The sequence below is a fragment of the Falsochrobactrum tianjinense genome (genome assembly GCF_019100495.1).
Taxonomy (GTDB): Bacteria; Pseudomonadota; Alphaproteobacteria; order Rhizobiales; family Rhizobiaceae; genus Brucella; species Brucella tianjinense.
In genome coordinates this window covers 26,979-51,214 of the sequence record NZ_JAHRVA010000002.1, presented here as the reverse complement: position 1 = coordinate 51,214, position 24,236 = coordinate 26,979, and the positions used below count along the sequence as shown (strand labels likewise).

Here is a 24,236-nt window from a genome sequence, read left to right as displayed (position 1 = left end):
TTTACCTATTCCCATATGTGCGAGAACGGGAGCCGCGCTTCAGACGTCTTGCGGGAGGACGTCAGCCGGAAAGTTCTGATAGCTGACAGGACGCAGAAAACGGCGGATGGACAGCGTTCCGACGCTGGTCGCGCCAAAATTGGTGCTGGCCGGGTAAGGACCACCATGCACCATGGCCTCTCCAACTTCCACGCCAGTCGGGAAGCCGTTGGCCAATACGCGTCCGGCCTTGCGTTCCAGCACCGGAAGCAGCTTACGGGCCGCCGGCGCGTCGCCTTCGTCCATATGCAAGGTTGCCGTCAACTGACCATCGAAGCCCTTGGCGAGACGAACCATGTCATCCACGGAGTTGACGCGCACGACGACGCCCAGCGGACCGAATACTTCTTCGCTCAGCGAATCATCTTCGAGGAATGCTTCGCCCGTCGTCTCATAGAGGTTCGGCGAAGCTTCGCGACCCTTGCTTTCAGTGGTCAGAACCGGCTTCACCGAATTACGACTGTCGAAATGCGCCTTGCCGTCCTGATAGGCCTTGGCGATACCGTCGGTGAGCATGATCTGTGGTCCGACCTTTTCGAGCGCATCGCGGGTCGAGGCCACAAAACTGTCCGCATCCGCGCCATCGATCACGACGGCAATACCCGGATTGGTGCAGAACTGTCCCGCGCCCATGGTGAGTGAGCCCGCCCAGCCCTCGCCAAGCGAGGTTGCGCGTGCCTTGATCGCTTCCGGCAGCAGGAACATCGGGTTGACCGAGCCCAGTTCGCCAAAGAAGGGGATTGGTTCCGGGCGCTGCGCGCAAAGATTGAACAAAGCGCGCCCACCGCCAAGCGAGCCGGTAAAGCCGACCGCCTTGATCAGCGGATGGGTGACCAGTGCCTCACCGACCTTGCGGTCACCGCCCTGGATCAGGCTGAACACGCCCTTGGGCATGCCAGTCTTCTCGATTGCAGCCAGAACGGCCTCGGCAACGATCTCGCCGGTTCCCGGATGGGCGGAATGCCCCTTGACGACCACTGGGCAACCTGCGGCAAGCGCTGCTGCCGTGTCACCGCCAGCGGTGGAGAATGCCAGCGGGAAATTGGAAGCGCCGAACACGGCAATTGGGCCCACCGGGCGCTCGATCATGCGGATTTCCGGACGCGGCGCGGGCTTGCGATCCGGCTGCGCCTCATCCACGCGATGGTCGAGATATTCGCCCTTGCGGATATGCTGGGCGAAAAGCCGAAGCTGGCCGGTCGTGCGGCCGCGTTCGCCTTCAAGCCGTCCAGCTGGCAAGCCGCTTTCCTGTGTACCGATTTCCGTAATGGCAGCAGCGCGGGCCTCGATCTCGTCGGCAATTGCCTCCAGAAATGCGGCACGCTCTTCGCGGGATGTGTAGCCGTAAGTCCAGAACGCATCTTCCGCCGCCTCGCAGGCGCGAGCCACAAGCTCGGGCGTACCAACGGCAAACTCATATGACGGCCCCGTCGCAGGCGAAGATGCGAAAGTCTTCTCGCCTGCAACCCATTCACCGGCAATCAGATGGCTTCCATGGGGTTTCCAGCTCATTATTCTTCCTTTCTGCGATAATTATCGCATTGCGATCTGTATTCTGACATCCTGGGGATGTGTCGCATCGGCACGTTTAAACGCCTCGATGCTTTTACTAAAGGGATAAGTTGTCGAACCTAGCGATTTTACCTCAACCCCGCCTGTTCGAGCAGGCCAATAGGCAGCCCTATATGCTCGTATAGCCCGCATCCGCAGTGACGATGGACCCGGTCATCAGGCTTGACGCATCCGAGGCCAGAAACTGTACAATCGACGCGACTTCTTCGGACTTGCCCATGCGCCCCGCAGGAGTGAGATCAAGCCAGCGGTCGATCAGTCCGGCCTGGCTTTCCAGACTTTGCAGCAAAGGCGTTTCGATATAGGTCGGCGCGACAGCATTGACCCGCACGCCACGTCTGGCCCATTCAACCGCAAGCGAGCGTGTCAAATGATGTACACCGGCTTTCGAGGCATTATAATGACATTGCGGCTGCGGCACATTGACGATCGTCGCCGACATGGAGCCGATATTGATGATCGATCCCCGGCCCTGCTCCAGCATTCGGCGGCCAAAGGCGCGGCATGTGCGGAACACGCCGCTCAAATTGACCTCAATGACGCGATCCCAGTCCTCATCGCTCATATCTTCGGCAGGCACGTTGGTGACAATACCCGCATTGCAGACAAGAATATCGAGAGGCGGCAGTTCGACTGCCAGCGCATTCAGCCCGCTGGTGTCGGTCACATCGAGTTGACGGGCCGTGGCGCTGCCGCCGATGCTGTTTGCCGTATTTGCGGCGCGCGCCAGATCGATGTCCGTGCAGATTACCGTCGCGCCAGTTTCAGCCAGCGCCTGCGCACAGGCCGCTCCAATTCCCTGACCAGCACCCGTAACGAGTGCAAGCCGCCCGTTCAAATCCATTTTCGCACGATATGTCATCTGTTTTATCCAATATGAATTGCACTGATCTGTTCAGATAGATCGAAGAACGGGACGGACACCTCTTTTGCGCCATTGTAGTCTGCAATAAGACATCCGGCACACACTCCTTCGTGAGAATCGGGGGATCATGCCTCCTCCAACGTATGTAGTAAAACTATTGAATGAACCGCTATTTCGTCAAGTACGAAAGTTCTACCACTACATATAAGCACCGCCCTGACTCATGACGATCAGGCGATTTTAGCCAAAGCCTCAGCAATTTATGCGCAAGTATTTGAAATTAATGATATTAATCAGTCCATGTAATTTTTGTTATTTTTCAGGATTGGTGAATTGCGGTTCTCTTGATATGTAGTTATGCTATATTTCATGAGGCCCAACAGACGACCTGACTGCTTGAGAATAGCGCGGAGGAATATATGACGGACGTAACCCTGTCACAACTCGATGGCAAATTGTTCATTGACGGGAAATTCATTGAAGGGCGCGGCGGGCGCAATGATGTGAAAAACCCGGCCCGCGATCAAGTCATCGGACAGACTGCGGAGACAACGGTCGACGAAATCGAACAGGCTGTTACCAGCGCCCGTACCGCTTTCCGTCAATGGTCACGCGTCCCTGCTAAAACGCGTTCTCAGGCTCTGCACAGACTCGGTGACGCAATCACCGCCGACGCACAACGTATGGCGCATATCATGACGCTGGAACAGGGCAAGCCGCTCAATGAAGCCAAAGGCGAGATCCTCAAGCTTGCTGAAGCCTGCCATTTCTATGCCGAAGAAGCCGTGCGCGTTCTGGGCGAGATCGTTCCAAACGATCAGAATGGCTATCAGAGCCAGGTCATTCGCGAACCCATAGGCGTCGTTGGCGCGATCACCCCATGGAATTATCCCGCCGAACTGATTGGCTGGAAGCTTTGCGCCAGTGTCGCCGCTGGTTGCACCATCATCATCAAGCCTGCCGAACTCACTCCTTTCACCGCGCTTGCCATTGCCGAAAAAGTGGCCGAGGCGGGCATTCCCGCCGGTGTGGTCAATGTCCTGACGGGCAAGGGGTCGATCGTCGGACAGGCACTGGTGGAACATCCCGACGTCGACAAGATCGCCTTCACCGGTTCGAGCGCGGTTGGATTGCAGATTCAGCGTTCCTGCCCCACAGTCAAGCGCCTGTCGCTGGAACTGGGCGGCAATTGTCCGCTGATCATCACCCAAAGCGCGGATATCGATGCGGCTGTCAAGGGTGCGGCGCGCCGCTCCTTCCGCAATATGGGACAGATTTGCATTGCCATCAATCGCATCTATGTAGCCCGTCCGCTTTACAGCAGCTTCCTCGAAAAATTCGCACAGGCCGCCGGTGGGCTGACCATTGGCGATGGCCTTCTGAACCCCGGCGCGGATATCGGCTCGATGGCGTCCGCCGATCCGCTCAAGAAGACGCATGAGCACCTTGCCGACGCACTCGACAAGGGCGCGCGCCTGATTACCGGTGGCAAGGCACCGGAAGGCGATGAGTTTGCGAAAGGTTTCTTCTTCCAGCCAACCATCGTTGCCGATTGCACCCACGCCATGAAGGTCATGAGCGAAGAGACTTTCGGTCCTCTGGTGGGCGTTGCCCCCTTCGACACGCTGGAAGAAGCCACGACGCTTGCCAATGACACGCCCTATGGCCTCGCATCCTATGTCTATGCGCGCGATTTGCAGGAAATTTACCAGCTTTCCGCCGAACTCGATTACGGCAATGTCGCAATCAACAATGTCGATGCGGGCATCATGAACGCGCCCTATGGCGGACGCAAGCAAAGCGGCATCGGCTATGAACACGGTCGCGAAGGACTGCTGGAATATTTCAATTTCAAGCATATCCGCCTTCACCACGGCGCAGGAGCCTGAGACCATGGCTTCGGCACTTCTGGGTATCGATATCGGAACTTCGGGATGCAAGGCGCTCCTGCTCTCCATTGATGGCGATATTCTTGCAACCAGCACTGCCACTTACGGGCTTTCGCAGCCGCAAGTGGGCTGGACAGAGCAAGACCCTTCCCTTTGGATCGAAGGCGCGCGCAAGGCCGTTGCGCAAGCCATGGCGCAATGCCCAGGGGTCGAATTGCTCTGCGTCGGCCTGTCTGGTCAGATGCACGGACTGACACCGCTCGACGCCAATGGAGAGGTCCTGCGCCCCGCCATCCTGTGGAACGATCAGCGCAATGCCGCCGAGGTGACTGAAATCACGAAAAAGGCCGGTGGCCTTGAGGCGCTGATTGCCCAGACAGGCAATCGCATGCTGGTCGGCTATACGGGCGGCAAGATTGTCTGGATGAAGAATCACGAGCCGGAACTGTTTTCCCGGCTGCGCCATGTCCTCAATCCCAAGGATTATCTGCGTTTCATCCTCACCGGCGAAATGGCGACCGAAGTATCCGATGCATCGGGAACGGGCCTTTTTGACGTGAAGCAGCGCAAATGGGCGACGGAACTGATCGAACAGATCGGTATCGATCCATCGCTATTGCCGCGCTGCTATGAATCGCACGAGATTTCGGGACGCCTCAGCGCGACCGGTGCACAATTGTTCGGACTTCCGGCTGGTATACCCGTTGCCGGGGGCGGAGGCGATAGCGTCATTCAGACCATCGGCTCCGGCGTGATTGCGCCCGGCGAGCTTCAGACCACCATCGGAACTGCCGGAATACTGGCAGCCGCTCTGGATGCCCCGGCCCCCAGCCCTGACGGACGCATCCAGATGTTCTGCAACGTCGCTCCCGATAAGTGGCACGCGATGGGCGTCTCGCTGAACGCAGGCGGTGCAATGGGCTGGCTTCGTTCGGTTCTGTCGCAGGCAGGCCAGCAAGATGCGCTCGATTTCGACACCATCGTAAAAGCTGCTGCCGCAAGCAGGCCCGGCGCGCGCGGCTTGCTGTTTCTTCCCTATCTGAATGGCGAGCGCTGCCCGCATCCCGATCCGCTTGCGCGCGGCGCATTTGTGGGTCTGACGGCCCGACATGGTTCCGGCGATATCGGACGTGCCGTCATGGAAGGCGTCGTCCATGCATTTTACGACATGCATGAGTTGATGAAGTACATGGGCATTGAAGGCACACTCATCAAAGCGTCTGGCGGCGGTGCGAAATCGGCACTCTGGCGGCAGATGCAGGCCGATCTGTTCGGCTGCGATGTGGTGACAACAGAAGGCGCTGCAGAGGGTGGCGCCTTTGGCGCGGCACTGGTTGCTGGCGTCGGCGTCGGGATCTGGCAAGACGCCACACAGGCAGCCGGCATATTGCGCGAGTTGACCCGCCAGCATGCCGACAATGCAGCCGGGGAGATCTATCGCAAGGCGCATGACATCTATCGCAATCTTTATCCCGCCCTTACGCAGAGTTTTTCCGCGCTCAACAATCAAGCTTTTGCAGACTAATTCATTGCAAGCAGATGAACGACAGGACTGCCCATCTTATGACCCAATATTCAGCCTTGATTTTCGATCTCGACGGCACCCTCATCGATAGCGCACCGGATATCGCCGCCGCCGTGAATGTCTATATGAAGGATCACGGCTGGCGGGAACTCGATGTGGCCTATGTCGAAAAATTCATTGGCAATGGACCGCGCCGTCTGCTGCTGGATATTTTCATCGATCAGGGCCTGCCCTCCGATGATGCGACGGTCGATGCGGCGGTCAAGAGCTATATTGAGAACTATCACCGCAATCCCGCCGAGAAGACGCGCTTTTTCGATCATGTCCGCGAGGATCTGGAAGGGCTTCACAAGGCTGGATTTCGACTTGGCATCTGCACCAACAAGCCCCACGCTCTCACGCAGGAAATTCTCAAGCTCCTCAAGCTCGATCATATATTTGACGTGGCCCTGGGCGCGGATGCCGTGCCTGCCTGCAAGCCCGATCCTGGCCACCTGCTGGCCGTGGTAGAACAGATGGGGCTGGAGGCTAAAAGCTGGGCCTATATCGGCGACACCAATGTCGACCGGGCAACTGCGAAAGGTGCTGATGCAACCTTCTTTGTTGTGCCGTGGGGCGGCGGGGCAGAAGTGGATGTAGAGCCGCATCAGCGTCTTACACGAATTTCTGATCTCATGAACTATCGCCCCGGTGCAGATGACGAAGTGGCAAAGGAACGGATTGCATGACCGTCAGCCTGTTACAGTCCATATTTCAGGAAATGGATGCGATGGGGGCGGCCGAGCAGCGGCTTGCAAAATTCGTAAGCACATCGCCCGGCGACGTCATCCATATGAGCATGGCCAAGCTCGCCGAGCGCTGCTCCGTCAGCGATCCCACAATCATGCGCTTCAGCCGCAGGTTCGGCTTTGACGGCTATCAGGATTTTAAACTCCATCTCGCCCAGAGCCTCGTTCCGTCCGCACCATTCGTCTATGAGCAGATCATTCCCGACGATGGCATCGAGAATATCGTTCGCAAAACGTGCCGGAACTCGCTCAACGCCATTCAGCGTGTGCTTGAAGACCTGATCCCGCAACAGATTGAGAATGCCGCCCTGCTTTTGCGCGACGCTACATGGACTGGCATTTATGCAAGCGGCATCTCGGAAGTGACGGCAATCGACGCCGAGCACAAGTTCCAGCGGCTTGGAATGCGCTGTGCAGCGGTCATGGGGCGGCAAAAGCAATGGATGCATGCGGAACGGTCGCACCCCAATGAGGTCGCCCTGATTTTTTCGCAGTCGGGTCACACCAAGCAAATGGTGGAACTGGCCATTGCCGCACGGGCGGGCGGCGCGCGCGTCGTATCGGTAACAGCCGCCGACAGCCCCCTTGCCCGCGTGACCGATGGGCTGATCGCAGTCCTCCCCTATGACCAGACGGAACTCATGACACCGCTGGCCTCGCGCCTCAACCACCACCTCGTCGTCAATATGCTCGTCACGGCCATTGCCGTATCGAGCGGCAGCAAATTCCCCGACCAGTTGCCAGCCCTCGATTCCTGGCTGACCGACAAAATCCGGGACTGATTTGAACCCATCACCACACGCGGCCGTGCGCAGCCGCAGATCGTCCATCATCAAGGAAGACAAATGTCAGAACAGCAAAACGAAGCCAAAAAAGTAGCAGGGCGGCGAGTAATTGAGGAATTCGTTCGCGACGGCATGAAACTCGGCCTGGGCTCCGGCACAACCTCGCATTTTTTCGTTCGCGAACTTGGCAAACATGTCGCCAACGGCATGAAACTCACCTGCACTACCACATCGCGCTCGACCATCGATGTAGCACGTGAAGTCGGTATCGCCATTACCGATCCCAATGAAATCGGCGAACTGGACCTGACTGTCGATGGACCCGACGAAATCGACCGCCAGTTCAACATGATCAAGGGCGGCGGGGCCTGCCTTCTGTGGGAAAAGATCATCGCTCATGCCTCGAAACAGATGATAACCGTCTGCGACGAGACCAAGATCGTCGACAAGCTCGGCGGCTTTCCGCTGCCAGTCGAGGTGGTCCAGTTTGCGTGGAAGCAGACCGAACGGATGGTGGCGCGCGTTCTGGTCGAGCATGGAATCACTGCGCAAATGACGCGCCGCATGCGTGACGACCAGCCCGTGGTAACCGATAGCGGCAATTTCATTCTCGATTGCAAATGCGGTGTGATCGCCGAGCCGGCACCGCTTGAAATCGAACTCAACCGCATTCCGGGTGTGGTCGAAAACGGTCTTTTCACCCGTGAATCAGCGGGAATGGTTGTCGGCTGCTTTGACGGCACATCCTACGTTCAGATGCGTTAATGTAGTAAAACTTCTAAATACGATTTGACCCGGCCATGGCTTTCTCTGACAGAAAAAGCCATGGCCGGGAGAATTTATGGGCATTTTTCCGGTTGTTTGGCCATGTGCTTGAAAATTCTCGCGGTGAGCGTTATCGATTCATCCGAAACAACTTGACAACCAGATCTGCTATGTAGTGAAACTATACGTCTTATACCTAGGGAGGTGAGCATGAGTATCGATCTGAAACTGAACCGCCGTCATGTTCTAGCCGGGGGTCTTGCATTGGGTGCAAGCACATTGGCCGGTCGCGCAGCATTTGCACAGGACCGCGTATTTCTGCCGTTCAGCAATAAGAGCCTCGACTATTATTTCTTCGTCATCGAGGAAGAGGCCGTCAAGCGCGCCGTTAATGGCAAGGAATGGTCCTTTCAGGCCACCAACGCCAATTTCGACAATACCAAACAGCTTGAACAATGGCAGAGCCTGATGCTGTCCAAGCCCGCGGGCATTGTTGCCGATCCGATCGACAGCCAGGCCATCGTCAGTGCAATCCGCCGCTATAACAGGCAGAAAATTCCGGTCGCTATCATCGACACGCCTGCTGATGGCGGCGATGTCGCGATCACCGTCAGCTTCGATAATTACGAAGGCGGCGTTATGGCCGCGCGCGAGATCATCGACCGCCTGACCAAGAAATATGGCAGCCCGCGCGGCAAGGTGCTCAATTGCTACGGTTCTCTTGCCAGCGTCGCCTGGCGCCAGCGCAAGGAAGGCATGGACGCCGAATTCGCAAAGCATCCTGACATCACCTACATCACGCGCCCGACCGAAGGCCAGCTTGAGCAGATGCTTTCCGTGACGCTCTCGACCCTTTCGGAACATCCGGATCTGGACGCAGTCCACGCGCCCAGCGATTCGCCTGCGCGCGGCATTGCCACTGCTCTTCAGCAGAAGGACCGCTGGAAAAAAGTCGACGAGGAAGGCCACGTCATTTTCGTGACCATTGACGGCGAACCGGTCGCCCTGAAATGGATTCAGGAAGGCTTCATGGATGCCTGTGTATCTCAAGACCCGATCGCTTATGGCGAAATTGCCGTCGATATGCTTGCTGAACATTCGATGAAGGGCGAAGAGGTGCCGCTGGGCACTTATGAGAACAAGAAATACTTCTGGGAGAAGGGCGAAATCGTCAAGGGCACAACGGGTCCGACACTGATTATTCCGCCATTCGTCATCAACGGTGAAAACGCCTCTGACAAACGCCACTGGGGCTATGTCGCGGAAAATGACTGGGGTGTTCCCTACACCTGATCAGGGTGATGCAATCCGGTCGCCAGTTAATGGCGACCGGAAATGCGTGAAACAGGAAGAGAGAACGGCTTTGCAATCCAGGCCGCTCCACGGATGGAATGAACCATGATGAGCAATCAGACCAAGGCCCATGCGGCAGTCAGCCCGGCGCAAAACAGCGCGCCTGTCAGTGACATCGCCTTGCGCGTCGACAAGGTAGGCAAGAATTATGGTTCCTTCTCGGCCCTGCGATCGGTCAGCCTGAATATACGTCGCGGCTCCATTCATGGTCTGCTGGGCGAGAATGGCGCAGGCAAAAGTACGCTTGTGGGCATCATTTCGGGCCAGAGAACCCCAAGCAGCGGCACGATCTATCTCAATGGCAAGGCAATCCGCGACGCCGATGTCAAGGCCATGGAAGAAGCCGGGGTTTTCCTGGTCACGCAGGAGCCGATGATCGTCGATCACATCTCGGCATCCGAAAACCTGATGCTGGGCATCTGGCCCTCGCGCGGTGGTTTCGTGCGCTGGAAGAAGCTCAAGGCCGATGCAGCAAGGATGCTCGAAGGATCGGGGATCGATCCCGATGCGAATGCGGGCAGGCTCAATGCGGTTGCGCGCCGTAAGCTCAACATTCTGCGCGCCATGTTTTCCGGCGGCAAGGTCATCATTCTGGACGAACCGACCGCTGCACTTACGGTTCCCGACCGCCGCCAGCTTTTCGATTTCATGCGCCAGTTGAAGGATGAAGGCGTCACCTTCATTTTCATTTCCCATTATAATGACGAAATTCTGGAAATCTGTGATGCGGTTTCGGTGCTGCGCGATGGTGCGCTTGCAGGCGGCAGCGAAGACATCGAAGCGATGACGTCCGAGCAGCTTTCCGAACTGGTTCTGGGGCGCGGGCTGGACCTGTTCCAGCGCGAGCGCAAGACATTCAGCGATGAACCCGTAGCCGTACGCCTGCGCAATGTCACAGCCCAGCACGTCGAACTCGACGAACTCGATATAAGACCCGGCGAAATCGTCGGCTTCACCGGCTTGCCCGGAGCCGGCGCAAAAGAACTTGCCCGGACCATTTTTGGCCTCAACCGCGCAACAAGCGGCACGATCAGCCTGGCTGACAGCGCAGATGAGAACCTTCCGCATCACCCCAGCGCGGCTTTCGACAGGGGCATCGCCTATCTTTCCGACGACCGGCGCAAGGACGGCGTTGTTGGCCATCTTTCGATCGCCGACAATATCGCTCTTTCCTCGCTGGACCGCCGGGCCACATTCGGCTTCATCCAACAAAAGCGCGAAGCGGACCTTTGCCATGGCTATTTTGCCAGCATGGGGATCAAAGCCGCCAACGGAGCTGCTGCCGTGGATACGCTGAGTGGAGGCAACCAGCAAAAAGTCTGTCTTGGCCGCGTTCTCGCAACCGAGCCGCGCCTTCTGATCCTCGACGAACCAACCAGGGGCATTGATGTTGGCGTCAAGCAGGATGTGCTGCGCACCATCGACGCGCTGAGCCAAACGGGCGTCAGTATCATTATCGTGTCCACCGATACCGACGAACTGGTGCGGGCCGTGGACCGCGTATGCGTATTCCGGCACGGCTCCGTTCAGGAAATTGTAACCGGCGACGAAATCACCACCGAAAATCTGCGCAGCCTGGCTCAGGCGTGACCGCACCATCGGTAAAGGAATAAGAGAATGAGCACTGTTATGACAGCAACCGCACAGAAAACATCTCCCAGGAAAAAAAATGAAACCGTCCACAAGGCGGTTGGCTGGGTCCTGCATAATGTGGTCTGGATCTGGCTCGTAGCGCTGTTTCTCGGTTTTGGAGCCTTTAACGAGTTCTTCCTGACCGTCATGAACATGCAGAATATCATGGTGCAGGCCACCGTGCTGGGCATGCTTGGCCTTGCGGTCGCCCTGCCGCTGCTCGTGGCGGAAATCGATCTTTCCATTCCGGCCAATCTCGGCTTCTCCTCGGCAATCGGCGCGCTGGCCTATTCCGATCTGGGATTGCCGTGGTTTGCAGCCATGCTGGCCGGTGTGGGCGTCGCCACGCTCATCGGCTTCTTCAACGGCCTGTGCATCACGAAGCTGCGTATGGTTTCATTGATCCAAACCCTGTCCATGATGATTATCCTGCAAGGGGCCCTGCTGGCGATCACCCAGGGCAAGACCCTGACCAACCTCACCGACGGTTATGTCTGGATCGGCCAGGCATCCATCGGCGGATGGCCGGTCATGCCGCTGATTTTTCTCGCCGCATTGATACTGGTTGGCGTGCTGTTGCGCATGACGGTTCTGGGCCGTTCCATCTATGCAGTGGGCGGCAATCCGCTCGCTTCCAATTCGGCTGGCATCCGCGTTGACCGCGTCAAGATCATCGCCTATACGATTTCTGGATTTCTTGCAGGCGTGGCAGGCTTTCTGCTGGCGTCATGGCAGATGGCCATTACGTCCAATCAGGGTTCGAGCTATCTGCTCTACGCAATCGCAGCCCCCATCATCGGCGGCGTGAGTGTGTTCGGCGGGCGCGGCAATGTAATCGGCATTCTGGGCGGCGTACTTCTGCTCACTGTCATTCAGGTCGGGCTTGCAATCATCAATATTCCCTCATTCTATGTGGGAATGATCGGCGGCTTCATGATCTTCATCGCAGTGGCAATCGACGCAATCCGCGTGCGCTACTTCGCTTGAAACCTGCATGATTGAAAATAATGTCCCAACTCATTGATGAACTTCGTACTATCGCCGGTCGCCGTCATGTGCTGACCGGCGATGCGCAAACACGCCGCTTCCGGCAGGGCTATCGCTATGGCGGCGGTGCAGTGCTTGCCGTCGTGCGGCCGGGCACGCTGGTCGAAATGTGGCGCGCATTGCAGGCCTGTCACAAGGCGGGAACCATCATTATCTGCCAGGCCGCCAATACGGGCCTGACCGGAGGATCAACGCCGGTTCCCGAAGGCTATGACCGGCCCGTCGTCATCATCAATACAATGCGCCTGCGCCGTCTCGACCTCATCACCGGCGGCGGTCAGGTCGTGTCGCAGCCGGGCGTGACGCTCGACCAACTTGAAAAGACCCTGCGCCCCATCGGGCGCGAACCTCATTCGGTGATCGGCTCAAGCTGCATCGGTGCATCCGTCACAGGCGGCGTGTGCAACAATTCGGGCGGCTCGCTGATCCGTCGCGGCCCGGCCTTCACGCAGCTTGCGCTTTTTGCGCAGACCACCGCAAGCGGTGAACTCAAGCTTGTCAACCATCTGGGCATTGAACTGGGCGAAAGCCCGGAGGAAATATTGGGGCGGCTTGATCGCGGCGAGATAAACGAGAGCGACATCGCCACTTCAGCCAACCGCCATGCTTCCGATCATGAATATTGTAATCATGTGCGCGATATTTCTGCTGCAACGCCTGCGCGCTTCAATGCAGACCCCCGGCGGCTATATGAGGCATCCGGCTCGGCAGGACGGCTTGCCGTATTTGCCCTGCGCCTCGACACTTTCCCCGCAGACGAAAAAACACAGGTTTTTTACATCGGCACCAATGATCCGGCTGAACTGGAAAATATCCGGCGCGATATTCTCGGCGATTTTGAAAGCCTGCCGATTGCGGGCGAGTATATGCACAGCTCCGCCTACGCGCTTAGCCAGCAGTACGGCAAGGACCTGTTTCTCTTCCTTCAGGCTTTCGGCACCGACAGGATTCCTCTCGCCTTTGCGCTCAAGAGCCGGTTCGACGCGATCACCGAGAAGCTCGGCCTGGGCAGCGCGATCAGCGACCGTCTCCTGCAATTCATAACAGGATTGCTGCCCGAGCACCTGCCGCTGCGCCTCAATGACTTTCGCGACAAATATGCCCATCACCTGCTGCTTAAAATGGGCGATACTGGCATTGACGAAGCACGCCAATATCTTTCGGCACGCTTTCCAACCCAGAATGGCGCCTATTTCGAATGTACGGAACAGGAAGGCACAGCCGCTTTTCTCAACCGTTTTGCCGTGGGTGGCTCGGTTGTCCGTTATCGGGCGGTTCATCCAAAAACAGTCGAGGATATCGTAGCGCTCGACATTGCCTTGCCGCGCAACACGCTCGACTGGTTTGAAAAACTGCCCGACGAGATCGCACAAAAGATCGATTTCACGATGTATTGCGGCCATTTCTTCTGCCATGTCCTGCATCAGGAATATCTGGTCAAGAAGGGCGAGGACTGCGATGCGGTGAAGGATGCGATCCTGTCTCTGCTAAGCGCACGCGGCGCGCAATATCCAGCGGAACATAATGTCGGCCATCTCTATCCGGCAGCGGATTCGCTTAAAGACTTCTATCGGGAACTTGATCCGACCAATTCCTTCAATCCGGGGATCGGCAAAACCTCGCGGCTGCTCAATTGGCAAGAGCCAGGGCATTATACGCAATAGATGCCCCTCCCTTGCACTCGTGGCCGCTCACTCTGCGGCGATCAACGGCATTTCGGCCACTACCGGGAAACTGACCGGGCGCAGGGAAGCATAGCCGTTGATTATCTCAAGGACGTGTGAATAGACGTTCGAACCATTTTCCAGCGTGGGCAGCTTCTCCTCATGCATGATGCTGATGACGATAGCATCGGGGCAATGGCCCTTGAGCGCGGTATGGAAACGCGCTTTGGAGGCCGGGTCGAGTGCGCCGGTGGCCTCATCAAGGAAGATGATCGACGGCTTGTGCAACAGGATGCGCGCCAGCATTGCCTTCTGTTTCTGCCCGCCCGAAAGCACCATGTCCCACGGCGAGCCGTCAGCATCGGCATTTTTCATGCGCCCGATGAATTCGCCAAGATCCGCTTCATGCAAAACCGCAGCCACAGCGAGATCATCGAAGTCTGCTTCGTCACCGGGCAGGCAGACAAGCTGCTTCAAGCTCACGGAGGGAAACTTGGCCTCTTGCGGCGCATAGATGGATGTCGCCTTCTGCGGATAGATTATGTCGCCCGTACCATAGGGCCAGAGGCCGTTCAGCGCCTTGATAAAAGAGGTTTTACCCGAACCGGACGGCCCGCGCATATAGACCCAGTCGCCACGGCGGATACTAATGACGCCCGAACGCAGGAAGGGTGTTTCGCTCTCCGCACCATGCATCAGAGTCAGATTGCGCACGGACAGCCCGAAACGCGGATGTTGCCGGGTGAAGGTAAAACGGTTGACGCCGGTGCGTGCATAAAATTCTGCAGGCTCTTGAACATTGTCGATTGCCCGCGCCAACTCGGTGACACGGCTCGCATTCGCACGAAGATTGGCGATGGCTGGCATGACCTGGATAAACCATGAGCAGTCGTTGATCATCGCCGCCACAAGTTCCGCCCCGGTCACATAATTGCGGAAGCTGACAGCCCCGCTCATATAAGGTAACAGGCCGGGAATATAGGCAATGATGCGATTGGACATGAAGCCATAGGCCTGCGAAAAGGCGAGATAAGCCGCATCGAACCGGTTGAGGCTGTTCCATGTGCCGTCGACGTCCCTGTAAAGACGTTTGTTGACGGTGCGCTGCACGTTTTCCCCTTCGGAAGCGGAAATCTGAAAGCTACGCCGCAGAAGCGTGGTCCATTCGCCACGGTAGGAACCTTCGGCCTTTTGCATGCCCAAATTGAGCCGTTCCAGCCTGCGGCCGATCTTTATGGCGATCAACGTACCCAGGGGTACATAGATGATTATCGCGGCCAAGGCGAGGATCGCGCCGCCATAGGAGCCGAGAAATTCCAGCCCAGTCACTTCGGTTGAGATTTCAATGAGCTTCTGACCGACGAAAAAGGCAGAGAGCAGTACGCCGACAATGCCCATGACAAGGCCGATGGCACCGCCCGTCATGCCCTTGATGGACTCCTGCAACCGCTGGTCCACATTGTCGGGCAGATCACCGCCTTTTCCCTGTTGCAAATGAAAATGCGTGTGATTGCGGTCAAGCAGCGCATCGGAGAAACTATCATTGAGCCATTTTCGCCATTTGCGGTGCAAGGTCGTGGATAGCAGATGCCGGAAGCCGACAAGGCATACATCCTTGGCAAGCATGAGCACGATCAGAATGCCCGCATTAGCGACGATCATCATAAGCGGATCCTGAACGGGAGCGGATTTCACATTGACAATGGAATTCATCAGGTGGCCCGAGGCCTCGGCCACCCAGACCGTAGTCTTGCTGATGATGGCGGTGAAAAGGAAGATTGCGAGGGTCAGGCCCCAAGCTTCTTTCCAGCGCTCCGAAACCCAATAGGCGCGCATGAGACCCCAAAACGAGGTCATGGAGGACACGGCAGAGCCACCCTTTGCTAGCAAGGAATGCTGTTGTACCTGCCGTTTCGTCTTCAATCCGGGCTCCTTTCGCTCACGCCTTGTAACGTTTTGTAACATATTGCAACAAACTGTGGTTAACGAAATGTTAATAGTCAACACAAATCACGATCACTTTTATGTAGCAAACCGTGTGCAGGCGATAAGCAGCGGATAATGCAAGACTATTTTGCGCATGTTTTATGCGGAAAATCGGTTTTCTTTCAAAGGAAGGTCTGATAGCCCTTCCTTGCCTCCTCCGGGCATTCGCACGCATTTCTGCGACGCCGGTTCGGGCAATGGAGCAGAAATGGCCACGGAAACAATCATCAAAACACTGGTCCGTAAATTGCCGGTATTTTCCGGCATGGAAGAGGCCGCTTTCAATCAGCTGATGAGCCATGGAACGCAACGCATCGTTCCCAAGAATAGCGCTGTCTTTCAGCAGGGCGAGGAAGCCGATCTCTTCTATCTTCTGGTTCAGGGAAGGTTAAAGGTCACGCAAGTAACAGCGGACGGCCAACAGATCATTGTCCGCGTCGTCAATCCGGGCGACCTTTTTGGTTTCGCCATGGCTTTGGGACGCAAGGATTACCCCGGCACGCCGGTCGCATTGGTGGACAGCAGCGTTCTCGCCTGGCCTATGGAGATGATGAGCGATTTCATGGCGCGTAATCCGACGCTTGCCGTCAACACCATGCAGATGATCGGAAGCCGCCTCGACGCCGCCCATTCACGCATCCGCGAAATCTCTACACAGGAAGTGGAACAGCGCGTGGCGCATGCCATCATCCGGCTTATCAGCGAGGCAGGCGTAAAGGATGAAGGCGGCATCCGGATCGATTTTCCGGTTTCCCGCCAGGATATAGCAGAATTGACCGGCACGACCCTGCATACGGTTTCACGCATCATCAGCCATTGGCAGGGCAAAGGCTGGGTGGAAGGTGGCCGCAAATCGCTGCTCGTCCGCGATCTTCATCGCCTGCAACAGATCGCCGACAGCGATATCTAAGGTCGGCCCATACATCTTCTTATTTGATCTTCATCAAAGAAGCCCCGTTTGCCAGAGACTAATATCAACGTGGCCCGACCGGCACCGTGGTGATGCTGGGACCTATTTATGGAGATCGAATTAAAATGCGTAAAATTGCCATTCCGTTCGCTACCGCTGGACTTTGCCTTCTGATGGCTGCCCCCGCCTTGGCCGAGAATTTTGAAGTCCACATGCTGAACAAAGGTGCGGAAGGCGTAATGGTTTTCGAGCCTGCCCTGATCAAGGCCAATCCCGGGGACACTATCACTTTCATTCCGGTGGACAAAGGGCACAATGTCGAGTCGATCAAGAATATGATTCCCGAAGGCGCGGAAAAGTTCAAAAGCAAGATCAATGAAAATTATACGCTGACCGTGACCCAGCCTGGTGCCTATCTCGTCAAATGCACACCGCATTATGCCATGGGCATGATCGCGCTCATCGAAGTAGGCGACAATCCGGCCAATCTCGATGCAATTGTCGCGGCCAAGAAGCCTAAAGCGGTGCAGAAACGACTGGAAAAAGCACTCGCCAGCGCACAATAGATTGATCGCTACCGGTAGGGCGGCCCCAAGTCTATGCTCGGGGCCGGTTGCAATGATGAGGAAGCCATGACGACACAGGAAAGCACACCGACTGCCTCCGCCGGTCCGGGTGCAACGCCCTTCATACGCCGGGGTGCGATAGCGCGCGGCCTGAAAACTACCGGTCCGGCAATTTTAGGTTATGGCTTTCGCCCCTTCTTTTTTGGTGGAGCCATATGGGCGGTCATGGCTATGCTGCTATGGATATTGTCGCTCACCATCGGCCTTTCCATTGGCGGCTCTTACGGCGGCGTCAACTGGCATGCGCACGAGATGGTGTTCGGTTTCGCGCCCGCTATTCTGGCGGGTTTTCTGCTAACCGCCGTGCCAAACTGGACCGGCAGGCTACCGGTTTCAGGCACGCCGCTCGCATCGCTGGTCGGGGTCTGGCTTGCCGGAAGAATCGTTTTTCTGGCACCCGACCTGATGCATCTCCACATTGCCGTGATCATTGAAAGCCTGTTCCTGCCGCTGCTACTTTTCATTGCGGCGCGTGAGATCGTTGCAGGCAAGCAGTGGCGCAATCTCAAGGTGCTGAGCGGCGTGGCTATCATCATGATCGCCAATCTCACCTTCCACTATATGGTGCTGACAAATGGTGATGTGGCGCTCGCCAACCGTCTCGGAGTGAGCGCCTTCGTGCTGCTCGTCATGCTGATCGGCGGAAGGATCATACCAAGCTTCACCCGCAACTGGCTCAATCGCACGGGCGAAACACGTTTTCCCGTGCCTTTCAACCGCTATGACGGCTTGTGCATCCTCGTCGGCGCAATCGCCTGCCTTGGCTGGATTTCGGCCCCCGACCATTCGCTGACCGCAGTGCTTGCCATGATTGCCGCAGCATTTCATGCCGTGCGGCTCTATCGCTGGCGCGGCTGGGCAGTGACGCGCGAGAAGCTGCTCCTGATCCTACATGTCTCCTATGCCTTTATTCCTGCGGGTTTTATCGCCATTGCCTGTGCTGCGCTCGGCAGGCTCAACCCCTATTCGGCCCTGCATGTGATGACGGTCGGAGTAGTCGGCTGCATGATGCTCGCGGTGATGACCCGCGCGACACGTGGACATACGGGACACAAACTGGCCGCTTCGTCCCTGACGCAGGTGGCCTATATGTGCATCGTTGCGTCAGCGCTCATCCGGCCCTTTGCGGAGATAATGCCAAATTTCTTCCATACACTGCTTGCCGCGTCGGCACTGTTATGGATGGCGGCCTTCGGCCTCTATATTGTAGAATATGCGCCCATGCTTCTCAGGCACCGCCAACAACATGGATAATGGGCCCCCACCGGAAGGTGGAGAACTTGTGTTTTCGCGCATCTAGTTATTGACGCATAATTAACTTCATATACCATATCTTGTGTTCAGGGTGCTTTCGATTCGTAAGTGTCGAAAGCGAAGATGGGAATCCGGTGCGGGCTGTTTACAGAAGACAGCGCAATGCCGGAGCTGCCCCCGCAACTGTAAGCGACGAGTTCTTGTCCACCATGCCACCGGGTATTCCGGGAAGGCGGACACAGGGCGATGATCCGCAAGCCAGGAGACCTGCCTTGAACATGAACGTCCACGGGCGGGGTGTCCGGATGGCGCGCAGTCGAGCATGGCAGTCAATTGCCGTGCCTGCATTGCTGCCCCCGAATATCCCACCACAAGCTTCGGGGTGAAGAGCATGTCAAATCAACCAGTTCCAATAGGCTCCGCTTTGGAGCGACCGGGCCCGCGAGCCCGTCGATTGATCCGCTGTAGCTGCGGATAGTCTGTCCTTGACAATAAGCCGTTGATTTCACGTGCACCCAAATGCGCGGCGATTTTCTGCGTCTTTTTTCCAAACCACCTCCCAGTTTTGCCGACCAGTAAGTGAGGATGAAATGAACGTCACCGTCTATAGCAAGCCCGCCTGCGTGCAATGCACCGCCACCACCCGCGCACTCGACCGTCAGGGCACCGAATATGAGGTCATCGATATATCCGCCGATGCTCATGCTTACGATCTCGTTCAGGGCATGGGCTACCGGCAGGTTCCGGTTGTCGTCGCAGGCGAAACCCATTGGGCGGGTTTCCGCCCCGACATGATCAGCGCCCTCGCCTGAACGGATCGGACGCTGCGGGGAACTTTGCCATGGGCCAGATCGTCTATTTTTCCAGCCGCTCGGAAAACACGCATCGGTTCGTGATGCGGCTTGGAATACGCGCGCGCCGCATTCCGCTGGTGAGCTACGCAGACGGTTCGCACCTGTTTCGGGTGAATGAACCTTTCGTGCTCGTCACACCCACCTATGGCGGCGGCGGTTACAAAGGCGCGGTTCCCAAGCCGGTTATCCGCTTTCTCAATGATGCGGATAACCGCTCGCTCATTCGCGGCGTGATCGCTGCGGGCAACTCCAATTTCGGCGAAGCTTTCGGCCTCGCCGGCAAGATTATTTCCGCCAAATGCCAGGTCCCCTATCTCTACCGCTTCGAGCTTCTGGGAACCGAGGACGATATTGGCAATGTCAAAAACGGAATGGAACGATTTTGGAAACGGCAGATATGACCCTGACCCGCGAGCGTGAAACCGGCGTCATAGAAGAAGAATCTGTGACGCAGACGGCGACCAGACCGGCAGAAACGGCGCTGGATTATCACGCGCTCAACGCCATGCTCAACCTTTATGACGATGCCGGCCGGATTCAGCTCGACAGGGACCGGCAGGCCGCTCGGCAATATTTTCTCCAGCATGTGAACCAGAACACCGTCTTCTTCCACAATCTGCGTGAGAAGCTCGATTATCTGGTGACGGAAGGCTATTATGAGCGAGAGGTTCTCGATCAATATTCCTTCAACTTCGTGCGCGATCTTTTCGACGAAGCTTACGCGAAAAAATTCCGCTTCCCGACCTTCCTTGGTGCCTTCAAATATTACACCAGCTACACGCTCAAGACATTTGACGGAGAGCGCTATCTGGAACGCTATGAAGATCGCGTCTGCATGGTGGCGCTGACGCTTGCGCGCGGCGATGAGCAGCTTGCGCGCGAAATGGTCGATGAGATTATTTCAGGGCGTTATCAACCGGCGACACCGACCTTCCTCAACGCAGGCAAGAAACAGCGCGGCGAACTGGTTTCGTGCTTCCTGCTACGCATCGAGGACAATATGGAGTCGATTGGCCGCTCCATCAATTCGGCGCTGCAACTGTCGAAACGCGGCGGTGGCGTGGCGCTGAGCCTGACCAACATTCGCGAATCCGGCGCGCCTATCAAGCAGATACAGAACCAGTCCTCCGGCATCATTCCGGTGATGAAGCTGCTGGAGGATTCCTTCTCCTATGCCAATCAGCTGGGCGCGCGGCAGGGTGCAGGCGCGGTCTACCTGCACGCGCATCATCCCGACATCATGCGCTTTCTCGACACGAAACGCGAAAATGCCGATGAAAAAATCCGCATCAAAACCCTGTCGCTTGGTGTGGTGATCCCCGACATCACCTTTGAACTGGCGAGGAATGGCGAGGATATGTATCTGTTCTCGCCCTATGATGTGGAGCGTGTCTATGGCGTGCCGTTCACTGAAATTTCAGTGACGGAAAAATACCGCGAAATGGTCAATGACGCCCGCATCACCAAGAGGAAGATCAAGGCGCGCGAGTTTTTTCAGGTATTGGCGGAAATCCAGTTTGAGTCCGGTTATCCCTATATCATGTTCGAAGATACGGTGAACCGCGCCAACCCGATTGACGGGCGCATCACCATGAGCAATCTCTGCTCGGAAATCCTTCAGGTCAGCGAAGCCAGCACCTTTAATGACGATCTGTCCTACCAGCATCTGGGCAAGGATATTTCCTGCAATCTCGGTTCGCTCAATATTGCCGCAGCGATGGATTCACCCGATTTCGGCAAGACCATCGAAACCGCGATCCGTGCGCTGACCGCCGTTTCCGATACCAGCCATATCGGCTCGGTACCGTCGGTTGCACGCGGTAATGATGAAAGCCACGCCATCGGCCTCGGCCAGATGAACCTGCACGGCTATCTGGCGCGCGAGCGGATCTTCTATGGTTCCGAAGAAGGCATCGATTTCACCAATATCTACTTCTACACCGTAACCTATCATGCCGTCCGCGCATCCAACCGGCTGGCAATCGAGACGGGGCGCTCCTTCAGGGGGTTCGATAAATCCAAATATGCTTCCGGCGAATATTTCGACAAATATACCGACCAGCAATGGGAGCCGGCCACCGATCGGGTGCGGGAAATTTTCTCTGACGCAGGCATTGCCATTCCCACGCAGGAAGACTGGCGTAAGCTGAAGAAGTCCGTAATGGAAGGCGGGCTTTATAACCAGAACCTTCAGGCCGTCCCGCCGACCGGTTCGATCTCCTATATCAACCATTCGACCTCCTCGATCCATCCGATCGTCTCAAAGATCGAAATCCGCAAGGAAGGCAAGATCGGTCGCGTTTATTATCCCGCCGCCTTCATGACCAATGACAATCTCGAATATTATCAGGACGCCTATGAAATCGGGCCTGAAAAGATCATCGACACCTATGCCGCCGCCACGCAGCATGTCGATCAGGGCCTGTCATTGACGCTGTTCTTCCGTGATACGGCCACCACGCGCGACATCAATCGCGCCCAGATCTATGCATGGAAGAAGGGCATCAAGACCATCTATTATATCCGCCTGCGCCAGATGGCGCTGGAAGGAACGCAGGTTGAAGGCTGCGTTTCGTGCGCTCTTTGATCCAAGGTGAAGCAATGAACATGCAATTCAAACCCAACTCTTCGAAAAAGCCCGGCATTGCGCGCGCAATCAACTGGAACCGCATTGAGGACGACAAGGACCTCGAAGTCTGGAACCGTCTGACGGGAAATTTCTGGCTGCCTGAAAAGGTCCCGCTTTCCAACGACATCCAGTCATGGGAAACACTCAAGCCCGTGGAAAAGCAGCTTACCATCCGTGTATTTACCGGCCTCACCCTTCTGGATACAATTCAGAACGCGGTCGGCACCGTGACGCTGATGGAGGATGCCGCCACGCCGCATGAGGAAGCGGTGCTGTCCAATATTTCCTTCATGGAAGCGGTACATGCGCGTTCTTACTCGTCGATATTCTCCACGCTTTGCCTCACGCCAGATGTGGACGACGCCTATCGCTGGTCGGAAGAAAACGAGTTTCTGCAAAAGAAATCCGCGCTTATTCTCGATAATTACCATTCTGGCGATCCACTGAGGAAAAAGATCGCCAGCGTCTTTCTTGAAAGCTTCCTGTTCTATTCGGGCTTTTATCTGCCCATGTACTGGTCGAGTCGCGCCAAGCTGACCAATACCGCCGATCTCATACGGCTCATTATCCGTGATGAGGCGGTGCATGGCTATTATATCGGCTATAAATACCAGCGCGCCATCGAAGATCTGGATGAGGCGAAAAAACAGGAAATCAAGGATTTCGCCTTTGAACTTCTGCTGGAACTTTATGACAATGAAGTTCGCTATACGGAAGCGCTTTATGATGGCGTCGGCCTTACGGAGGACGTGAAGAAGTTCCTTCACTATAATGGCAACAAGGCGCTGATGAACCTGGGCTATGAAGCATTGTTTCCTGCCGAAGCCTGCAAGGTCAATCCGGCAATCCTGTCCGCATTGTCTCCCAATGCCGACGAAAACCACGACTTCTTTTCCGGCTCCGGCTCCTCCTATGTCATCGGAAAGGCCGTCGCGACAGAGGATGAAGACTGGAATTTCTGACTGATAACAAATGGTGCCGCCCCGGCGGCGCCGTTCCTCCAGCAGCCAGTATACAGATCGATATTTACCCTGAATCTGCCTTGACCCTATCGGACGCGCGCTAATCGCGTTAAGCTTCCAGCGTGCCTGACTGTAATGGAGCCAGAATAATGAAAACATCATTGATCATGGCCGGCCTCCTTGTCGGTATGGTTGCTGCAACGAGCGCCCACGCCGCCGATGTTGTCGTCAGTTCGAAGATCGACACCGAAGGGGGTGTTTTAGGGAATGTCATCCTCCAGGTCCTCAAAGCCCACGATATCCCCGTTGCCGACAAGATACAGCTTGGCGCGACGCCAATCGTGCGCGAAGCGATCATACAGGGGCAGATCGATATCTATCCTGAATATACCGGCAATGCTGCTTTCTTCTTCAACAAGGCGGACCTTCCGGTCTGGAACAAGCCGGAAGAAGGCTATCAGGAAGCCAAAAAGCTCGATTATGACGCCAACAAGATCGTGTGGCTGACGCCTGCAAGCGCCAACAATACCTGGGCCATTGCGCTGCGCAAGGATCTGGCAGAAAAGAACAATCTCAAAACATTATCTGAATTCGGCAAATATGTCGCCGGGGGCGGCGAAGTGAAGCTTGCGGCCTCGTCGGAATTCGTCACCTCGCCCACCGCCCTGCCCGCCTTCCAGACCGCCTACAGTTTCACCCTCAAGCCCGAACAGCTCATCACCCTTTCGGGCGGCGATACGGCAGCGACCATCGCGGCCGCAGCACAGCAAACTTCGGGCGCAAATGCGGCAATGGTCTATGGCACCGATGGCGGCATTGCGCCTGCGGGCCTTGTGGTCATGGAAGATGACAAAGGAGTGCAGCCGGTCTATCTGCCCACTCCGATCATCCGCGAAGCCGTATTGAAGGAGTATCCGCAGATTGAAGAGCTGCTCAAGCCCGTTTTCGCTTCGCTTGATCTGGCAACCTTGCAGGACTTGAACGGGCGTGTGCAGGTGGGCGGAGAACCGGCAGCCGATGTGGCGCGCGATTATCTCACCAGCAAGGGCTTCATCAAATAGACCCTTCTGCTGCCCTTCTTGCTCTGGGCG

General features: G+C 56.5%; 19 protein-coding genes, 1 pseudogene and 1 riboswitch. Of the genes and pseudogenes, 17 read left to right on the top strand and 3 right to left on the bottom strand.

Going from position 1 to position 24,236, the window contains the following annotated elements; all coding sequences use genetic code 11:
• Nucleotides 1-39: 39 nt before the first annotated feature.
• Together KUG47_RS05870 and KUG47_RS05865 are read right to left on the bottom strand one after the other, a co-directional pair.
• Nucleotides 40-1,551, bottom strand: coding sequence for an aldehyde dehydrogenase (NADP(+)) (locus tag KUG47_RS05870; RefSeq protein ID WP_217677039.1), 1,512 nt, complete (start codon nt 1,549-1,551; stop codon nt 40-42).
• Nucleotides 1,552-1,720: 169 nt separating this feature from the next.
• The gene (locus tag KUG47_RS05865) at nt 1,721-2,473 is read right to left on the bottom strand and encodes an SDR family NAD(P)-dependent oxidoreductase (RefSeq protein ID WP_217677038.1); all 753 of its coding nucleotides are present in this window, start codon (nt 2,471-2,473) and stop codon (nt 1,721-1,723) included.
• A 422-nt stretch (nt 2,474-2,895) separates the two neighbouring features.
• Between KUG47_RS05865 and KUG47_RS05860 the strand changes: the two genes are divergently transcribed.
• The 9 genes from KUG47_RS05860 to dld all read left to right on the top strand — a co-directional run bounded on the left by KUG47_RS05860 (nt 2,896) and on the right by dld (nt 13,924).
• Nucleotides 2,896-4,365 (top strand): aldehyde dehydrogenase family protein, encoded by a 1,470-nt coding sequence (locus KUG47_RS05860; protein ID WP_217677037.1) that lies wholly within the window; start codon nt 2,896-2,898, stop codon nt 4,363-4,365.
• A gap of 4 nt (nt 4,366-4,369) precedes the next feature.
• Complete coding sequence (gene xylB, locus KUG47_RS05855; protein ID WP_217677036.1) at nt 4,370-5,890, top strand: xylulokinase; 1,521 nt, start codon at nt 4,370-4,372, stop codon at nt 5,888-5,890.
• Nucleotides 5,891-5,928: 38 nt separating this feature from the next.
• Nucleotides 5,929-6,618, top strand: coding sequence for an HAD-IA family hydrolase (locus KUG47_RS05850; RefSeq protein WP_217677035.1), 690 nt, complete (start codon nt 5,929-5,931; stop codon nt 6,616-6,618).
• Nucleotides 6,615-7,460, top strand: coding sequence for a MurR/RpiR family transcriptional regulator (locus KUG47_RS05845; protein ID WP_217677034.1), 846 nt, complete (start codon nt 6,615-6,617; stop codon nt 7,458-7,460). The genes KUG47_RS05850 and KUG47_RS05845 overlap by 4 nt, the downstream gene beginning before the upstream one ends.
• 63 nt (nt 7,461-7,523) lie before the next feature.
• Entirely contained in the window at nt 7,524-8,228 is a 705-nt protein-coding gene (gene rpiA / locus KUG47_RS05840; RefSeq protein WP_217677033.1) for a ribose 5-phosphate isomerase A, read from the top strand.
• A gap of 210 nt (nt 8,229-8,438) precedes the next feature.
• Entirely contained in the window at nt 8,439-9,521 is a 1,083-nt protein-coding gene (locus tag KUG47_RS05835; RefSeq protein ID WP_217677032.1) for a sugar ABC transporter substrate-binding protein, read from the top strand.
• A gap of 105 nt (nt 9,522-9,626) precedes the next feature.
• Entirely contained in the window at nt 9,627-11,171 is a 1,545-nt protein-coding gene (locus KUG47_RS05830; protein WP_254799335.1) for a sugar ABC transporter ATP-binding protein, read from the top strand.
• 27 nt (nt 11,172-11,198) lie between these two features.
• Nucleotides 11,199-12,200 carry an ABC transporter permease gene (locus tag KUG47_RS05825; protein ID WP_217677031.1) on the top strand — a complete coding sequence of 334 codons (1,002 nt, stop codon included), beginning with the start codon at nt 11,199-11,201 and terminating at the stop codon, nt 12,198-12,200.
• A 20-nt stretch (nt 12,201-12,220) separates the two neighbouring features.
• Nucleotides 12,221-13,924 carry a D-lactate dehydrogenase gene (dld, locus tag KUG47_RS05820; RefSeq protein WP_217677030.1) on the top strand — a complete coding sequence of 568 codons (1,704 nt, stop codon included), beginning with the start codon at nt 12,221-12,223 and terminating at the stop codon, nt 13,922-13,924.
• Nucleotides 13,925-13,951: 27 nt separating this feature from the next.
• Here the strand turns inward: dld and KUG47_RS05815 are convergent, their stop codons facing one another.
• Nucleotides 13,952-15,790, bottom strand: coding sequence for an ABC transporter ATP-binding protein/permease (locus tag KUG47_RS05815; protein WP_217677376.1), 1,839 nt, complete (start codon nt 15,788-15,790; stop codon nt 13,952-13,954).
• Between the two features lie 328 nt (nt 15,791-16,118).
• Here KUG47_RS05815 and KUG47_RS05810 point away from each other — a divergent pair, with 328 nt between their 5' ends.
• The 8 genes and pseudogenes from KUG47_RS05810 (at nt 16,119) to osmF (ending at nt 24,206) form a co-directional block, all read left to right on the top strand.
• The gene (locus tag KUG47_RS05810) at nt 16,119-16,820 is read left to right on the top strand and encodes a Crp/Fnr family transcriptional regulator (protein ID WP_217677029.1); all 702 of its coding nucleotides are present in this window, start codon (nt 16,119-16,121) and stop codon (nt 16,818-16,820) included.
• Nucleotides 16,821-16,945: 125 nt separating this feature from the next.
• Nucleotides 16,946-17,386, top strand: coding sequence for a pseudoazurin (locus tag KUG47_RS05805; RefSeq protein ID WP_217677028.1), 441 nt, complete (start codon nt 16,946-16,948; stop codon nt 17,384-17,386).
• A gap of 66 nt (nt 17,387-17,452) precedes the next feature.
• Complete coding sequence (locus tag KUG47_RS05800) at nt 17,453-18,700, top strand: NnrS family protein (RefSeq protein ID WP_217677027.1); 1,248 nt, start codon at nt 17,453-17,455, stop codon at nt 18,698-18,700.
• 72 nt (nt 18,701-18,772) lie between these two features.
• Nucleotides 18,773-18,989: riboswitch (cobalamin riboswitch) on the top strand.
• 301 nt (nt 18,990-19,290) lie between these two features.
• On the top strand, nt 19,291-19,512 hold the full coding sequence (gene nrdH, locus KUG47_RS05795) for a glutaredoxin-like protein NrdH (RefSeq protein WP_217677026.1): 222 nt from the start codon (nt 19,291-19,293) through the stop codon (nt 19,510-19,512).
• Nucleotides 19,513-19,541: 29 nt separating this feature from the next.
• A complete protein-coding gene (gene nrdI / locus KUG47_RS05790; RefSeq protein ID WP_217677025.1) occupies nt 19,542-19,955 on the top strand; it encodes a class Ib ribonucleoside-diphosphate reductase assembly flavoprotein NrdI in 414 nt (137 codons plus the stop codon).
• A gap of 77 nt (nt 19,956-20,032) precedes the next feature.
• Nucleotides 20,033-22,141: pseudogene (nrdE, locus tag KUG47_RS05785) on the top strand (class 1b ribonucleoside-diphosphate reductase subunit alpha); the annotation flags it as partial.
• Between the two features lie 14 nt (nt 22,142-22,155).
• The gene (gene nrdF, locus KUG47_RS05780) at nt 22,156-23,145 is read left to right on the top strand and encodes a class 1b ribonucleoside-diphosphate reductase subunit beta (protein ID WP_217677023.1); all 990 of its coding nucleotides are present in this window, start codon (nt 22,156-22,158) and stop codon (nt 23,143-23,145) included.
• Between the two features lie 167 nt (nt 23,146-23,312).
• Nucleotides 23,313-24,206 carry a glycine betaine ABC transporter substrate-binding protein OsmF gene (gene osmF, locus KUG47_RS05775; protein WP_254799366.1) on the top strand — a complete coding sequence of 298 codons (894 nt, stop codon included), beginning with the start codon at nt 23,313-23,315 and terminating at the stop codon, nt 24,204-24,206.
• Nucleotides 24,207-24,236 lie beyond the last annotated feature (30 nt).

Coding starts and splice junctions, on each gene's coding strand:
- KUG47_RS05800 (WP_217677027.1), top strand. CDS start 17,453: ATGACGACACAGGAAAGCACACCGACTGCCTCCGCCGGTCCGGGTGCA.
- KUG47_RS05810 (WP_217677029.1), top strand. CDS start 16,119: ATGGCCACGGAAACAATCATCAAAACACTGGTCCGTAAATTGCCGGTA.
- KUG47_RS05805 (WP_217677028.1), top strand. CDS start 16,946: ATGCGTAAAATTGCCATTCCGTTCGCTACCGCTGGACTTTGCCTTCTG.
- nrdI (WP_217677025.1), top strand. CDS start 19,542: ATGGGCCAGATCGTCTATTTTTCCAGCCGCTCGGAAAACACGCATCGG.
- nrdH (WP_217677026.1), top strand. CDS start 19,291: ATGAACGTCACCGTCTATAGCAAGCCCGCCTGCGTGCAATGCACCGCC.
- nrdF (WP_217677023.1), top strand. CDS start 22,156: ATGAACATGCAATTCAAACCCAACTCTTCGAAAAAGCCCGGCATTGCG.
- KUG47_RS05845 (WP_217677034.1), top strand. CDS start 6,615: ATGACCGTCAGCCTGTTACAGTCCATATTTCAGGAAATGGATGCGATG.
- KUG47_RS05835 (WP_217677032.1), top strand. CDS start 8,439: ATGAGTATCGATCTGAAACTGAACCGCCGTCATGTTCTAGCCGGGGGT.
- dld (WP_217677030.1), top strand. CDS start 12,221: ATGTCCCAACTCATTGATGAACTTCGTACTATCGCCGGTCGCCGTCAT.
- KUG47_RS05850 (WP_217677035.1), top strand. CDS start 5,929: ATGACCCAATATTCAGCCTTGATTTTCGATCTCGACGGCACCCTCATC.
- KUG47_RS05870 (WP_217677039.1), bottom strand. CDS start 1,551: ATGAGCTGGAAACCCCATGGAAGCCATCTGATTGCCGGTGAATGGGTT.
- KUG47_RS05830 (WP_254799335.1), top strand. CDS start 9,627: ATGATGAGCAATCAGACCAAGGCCCATGCGGCAGTCAGCCCGGCGCAA.
- osmF (WP_254799366.1), top strand. CDS start 23,313: ATGGCCGGCCTCCTTGTCGGTATGGTTGCTGCAACGAGCGCCCACGCC.
- KUG47_RS05860 (WP_217677037.1), top strand. CDS start 2,896: ATGACGGACGTAACCCTGTCACAACTCGATGGCAAATTGTTCATTGAC.
- xylB (WP_217677036.1), top strand. CDS start 4,370: ATGGCTTCGGCACTTCTGGGTATCGATATCGGAACTTCGGGATGCAAG.
- KUG47_RS05865 (WP_217677038.1), bottom strand. CDS start 2,473: ATGACATATCGTGCGAAAATGGATTTGAACGGGCGGCTTGCACTCGTT.
- rpiA (WP_217677033.1), top strand. CDS start 7,524: ATGTCAGAACAGCAAAACGAAGCCAAAAAAGTAGCAGGGCGGCGAGTA.
- KUG47_RS05825 (WP_217677031.1), top strand. CDS start 11,199: ATGAGCACTGTTATGACAGCAACCGCACAGAAAACATCTCCCAGGAAA.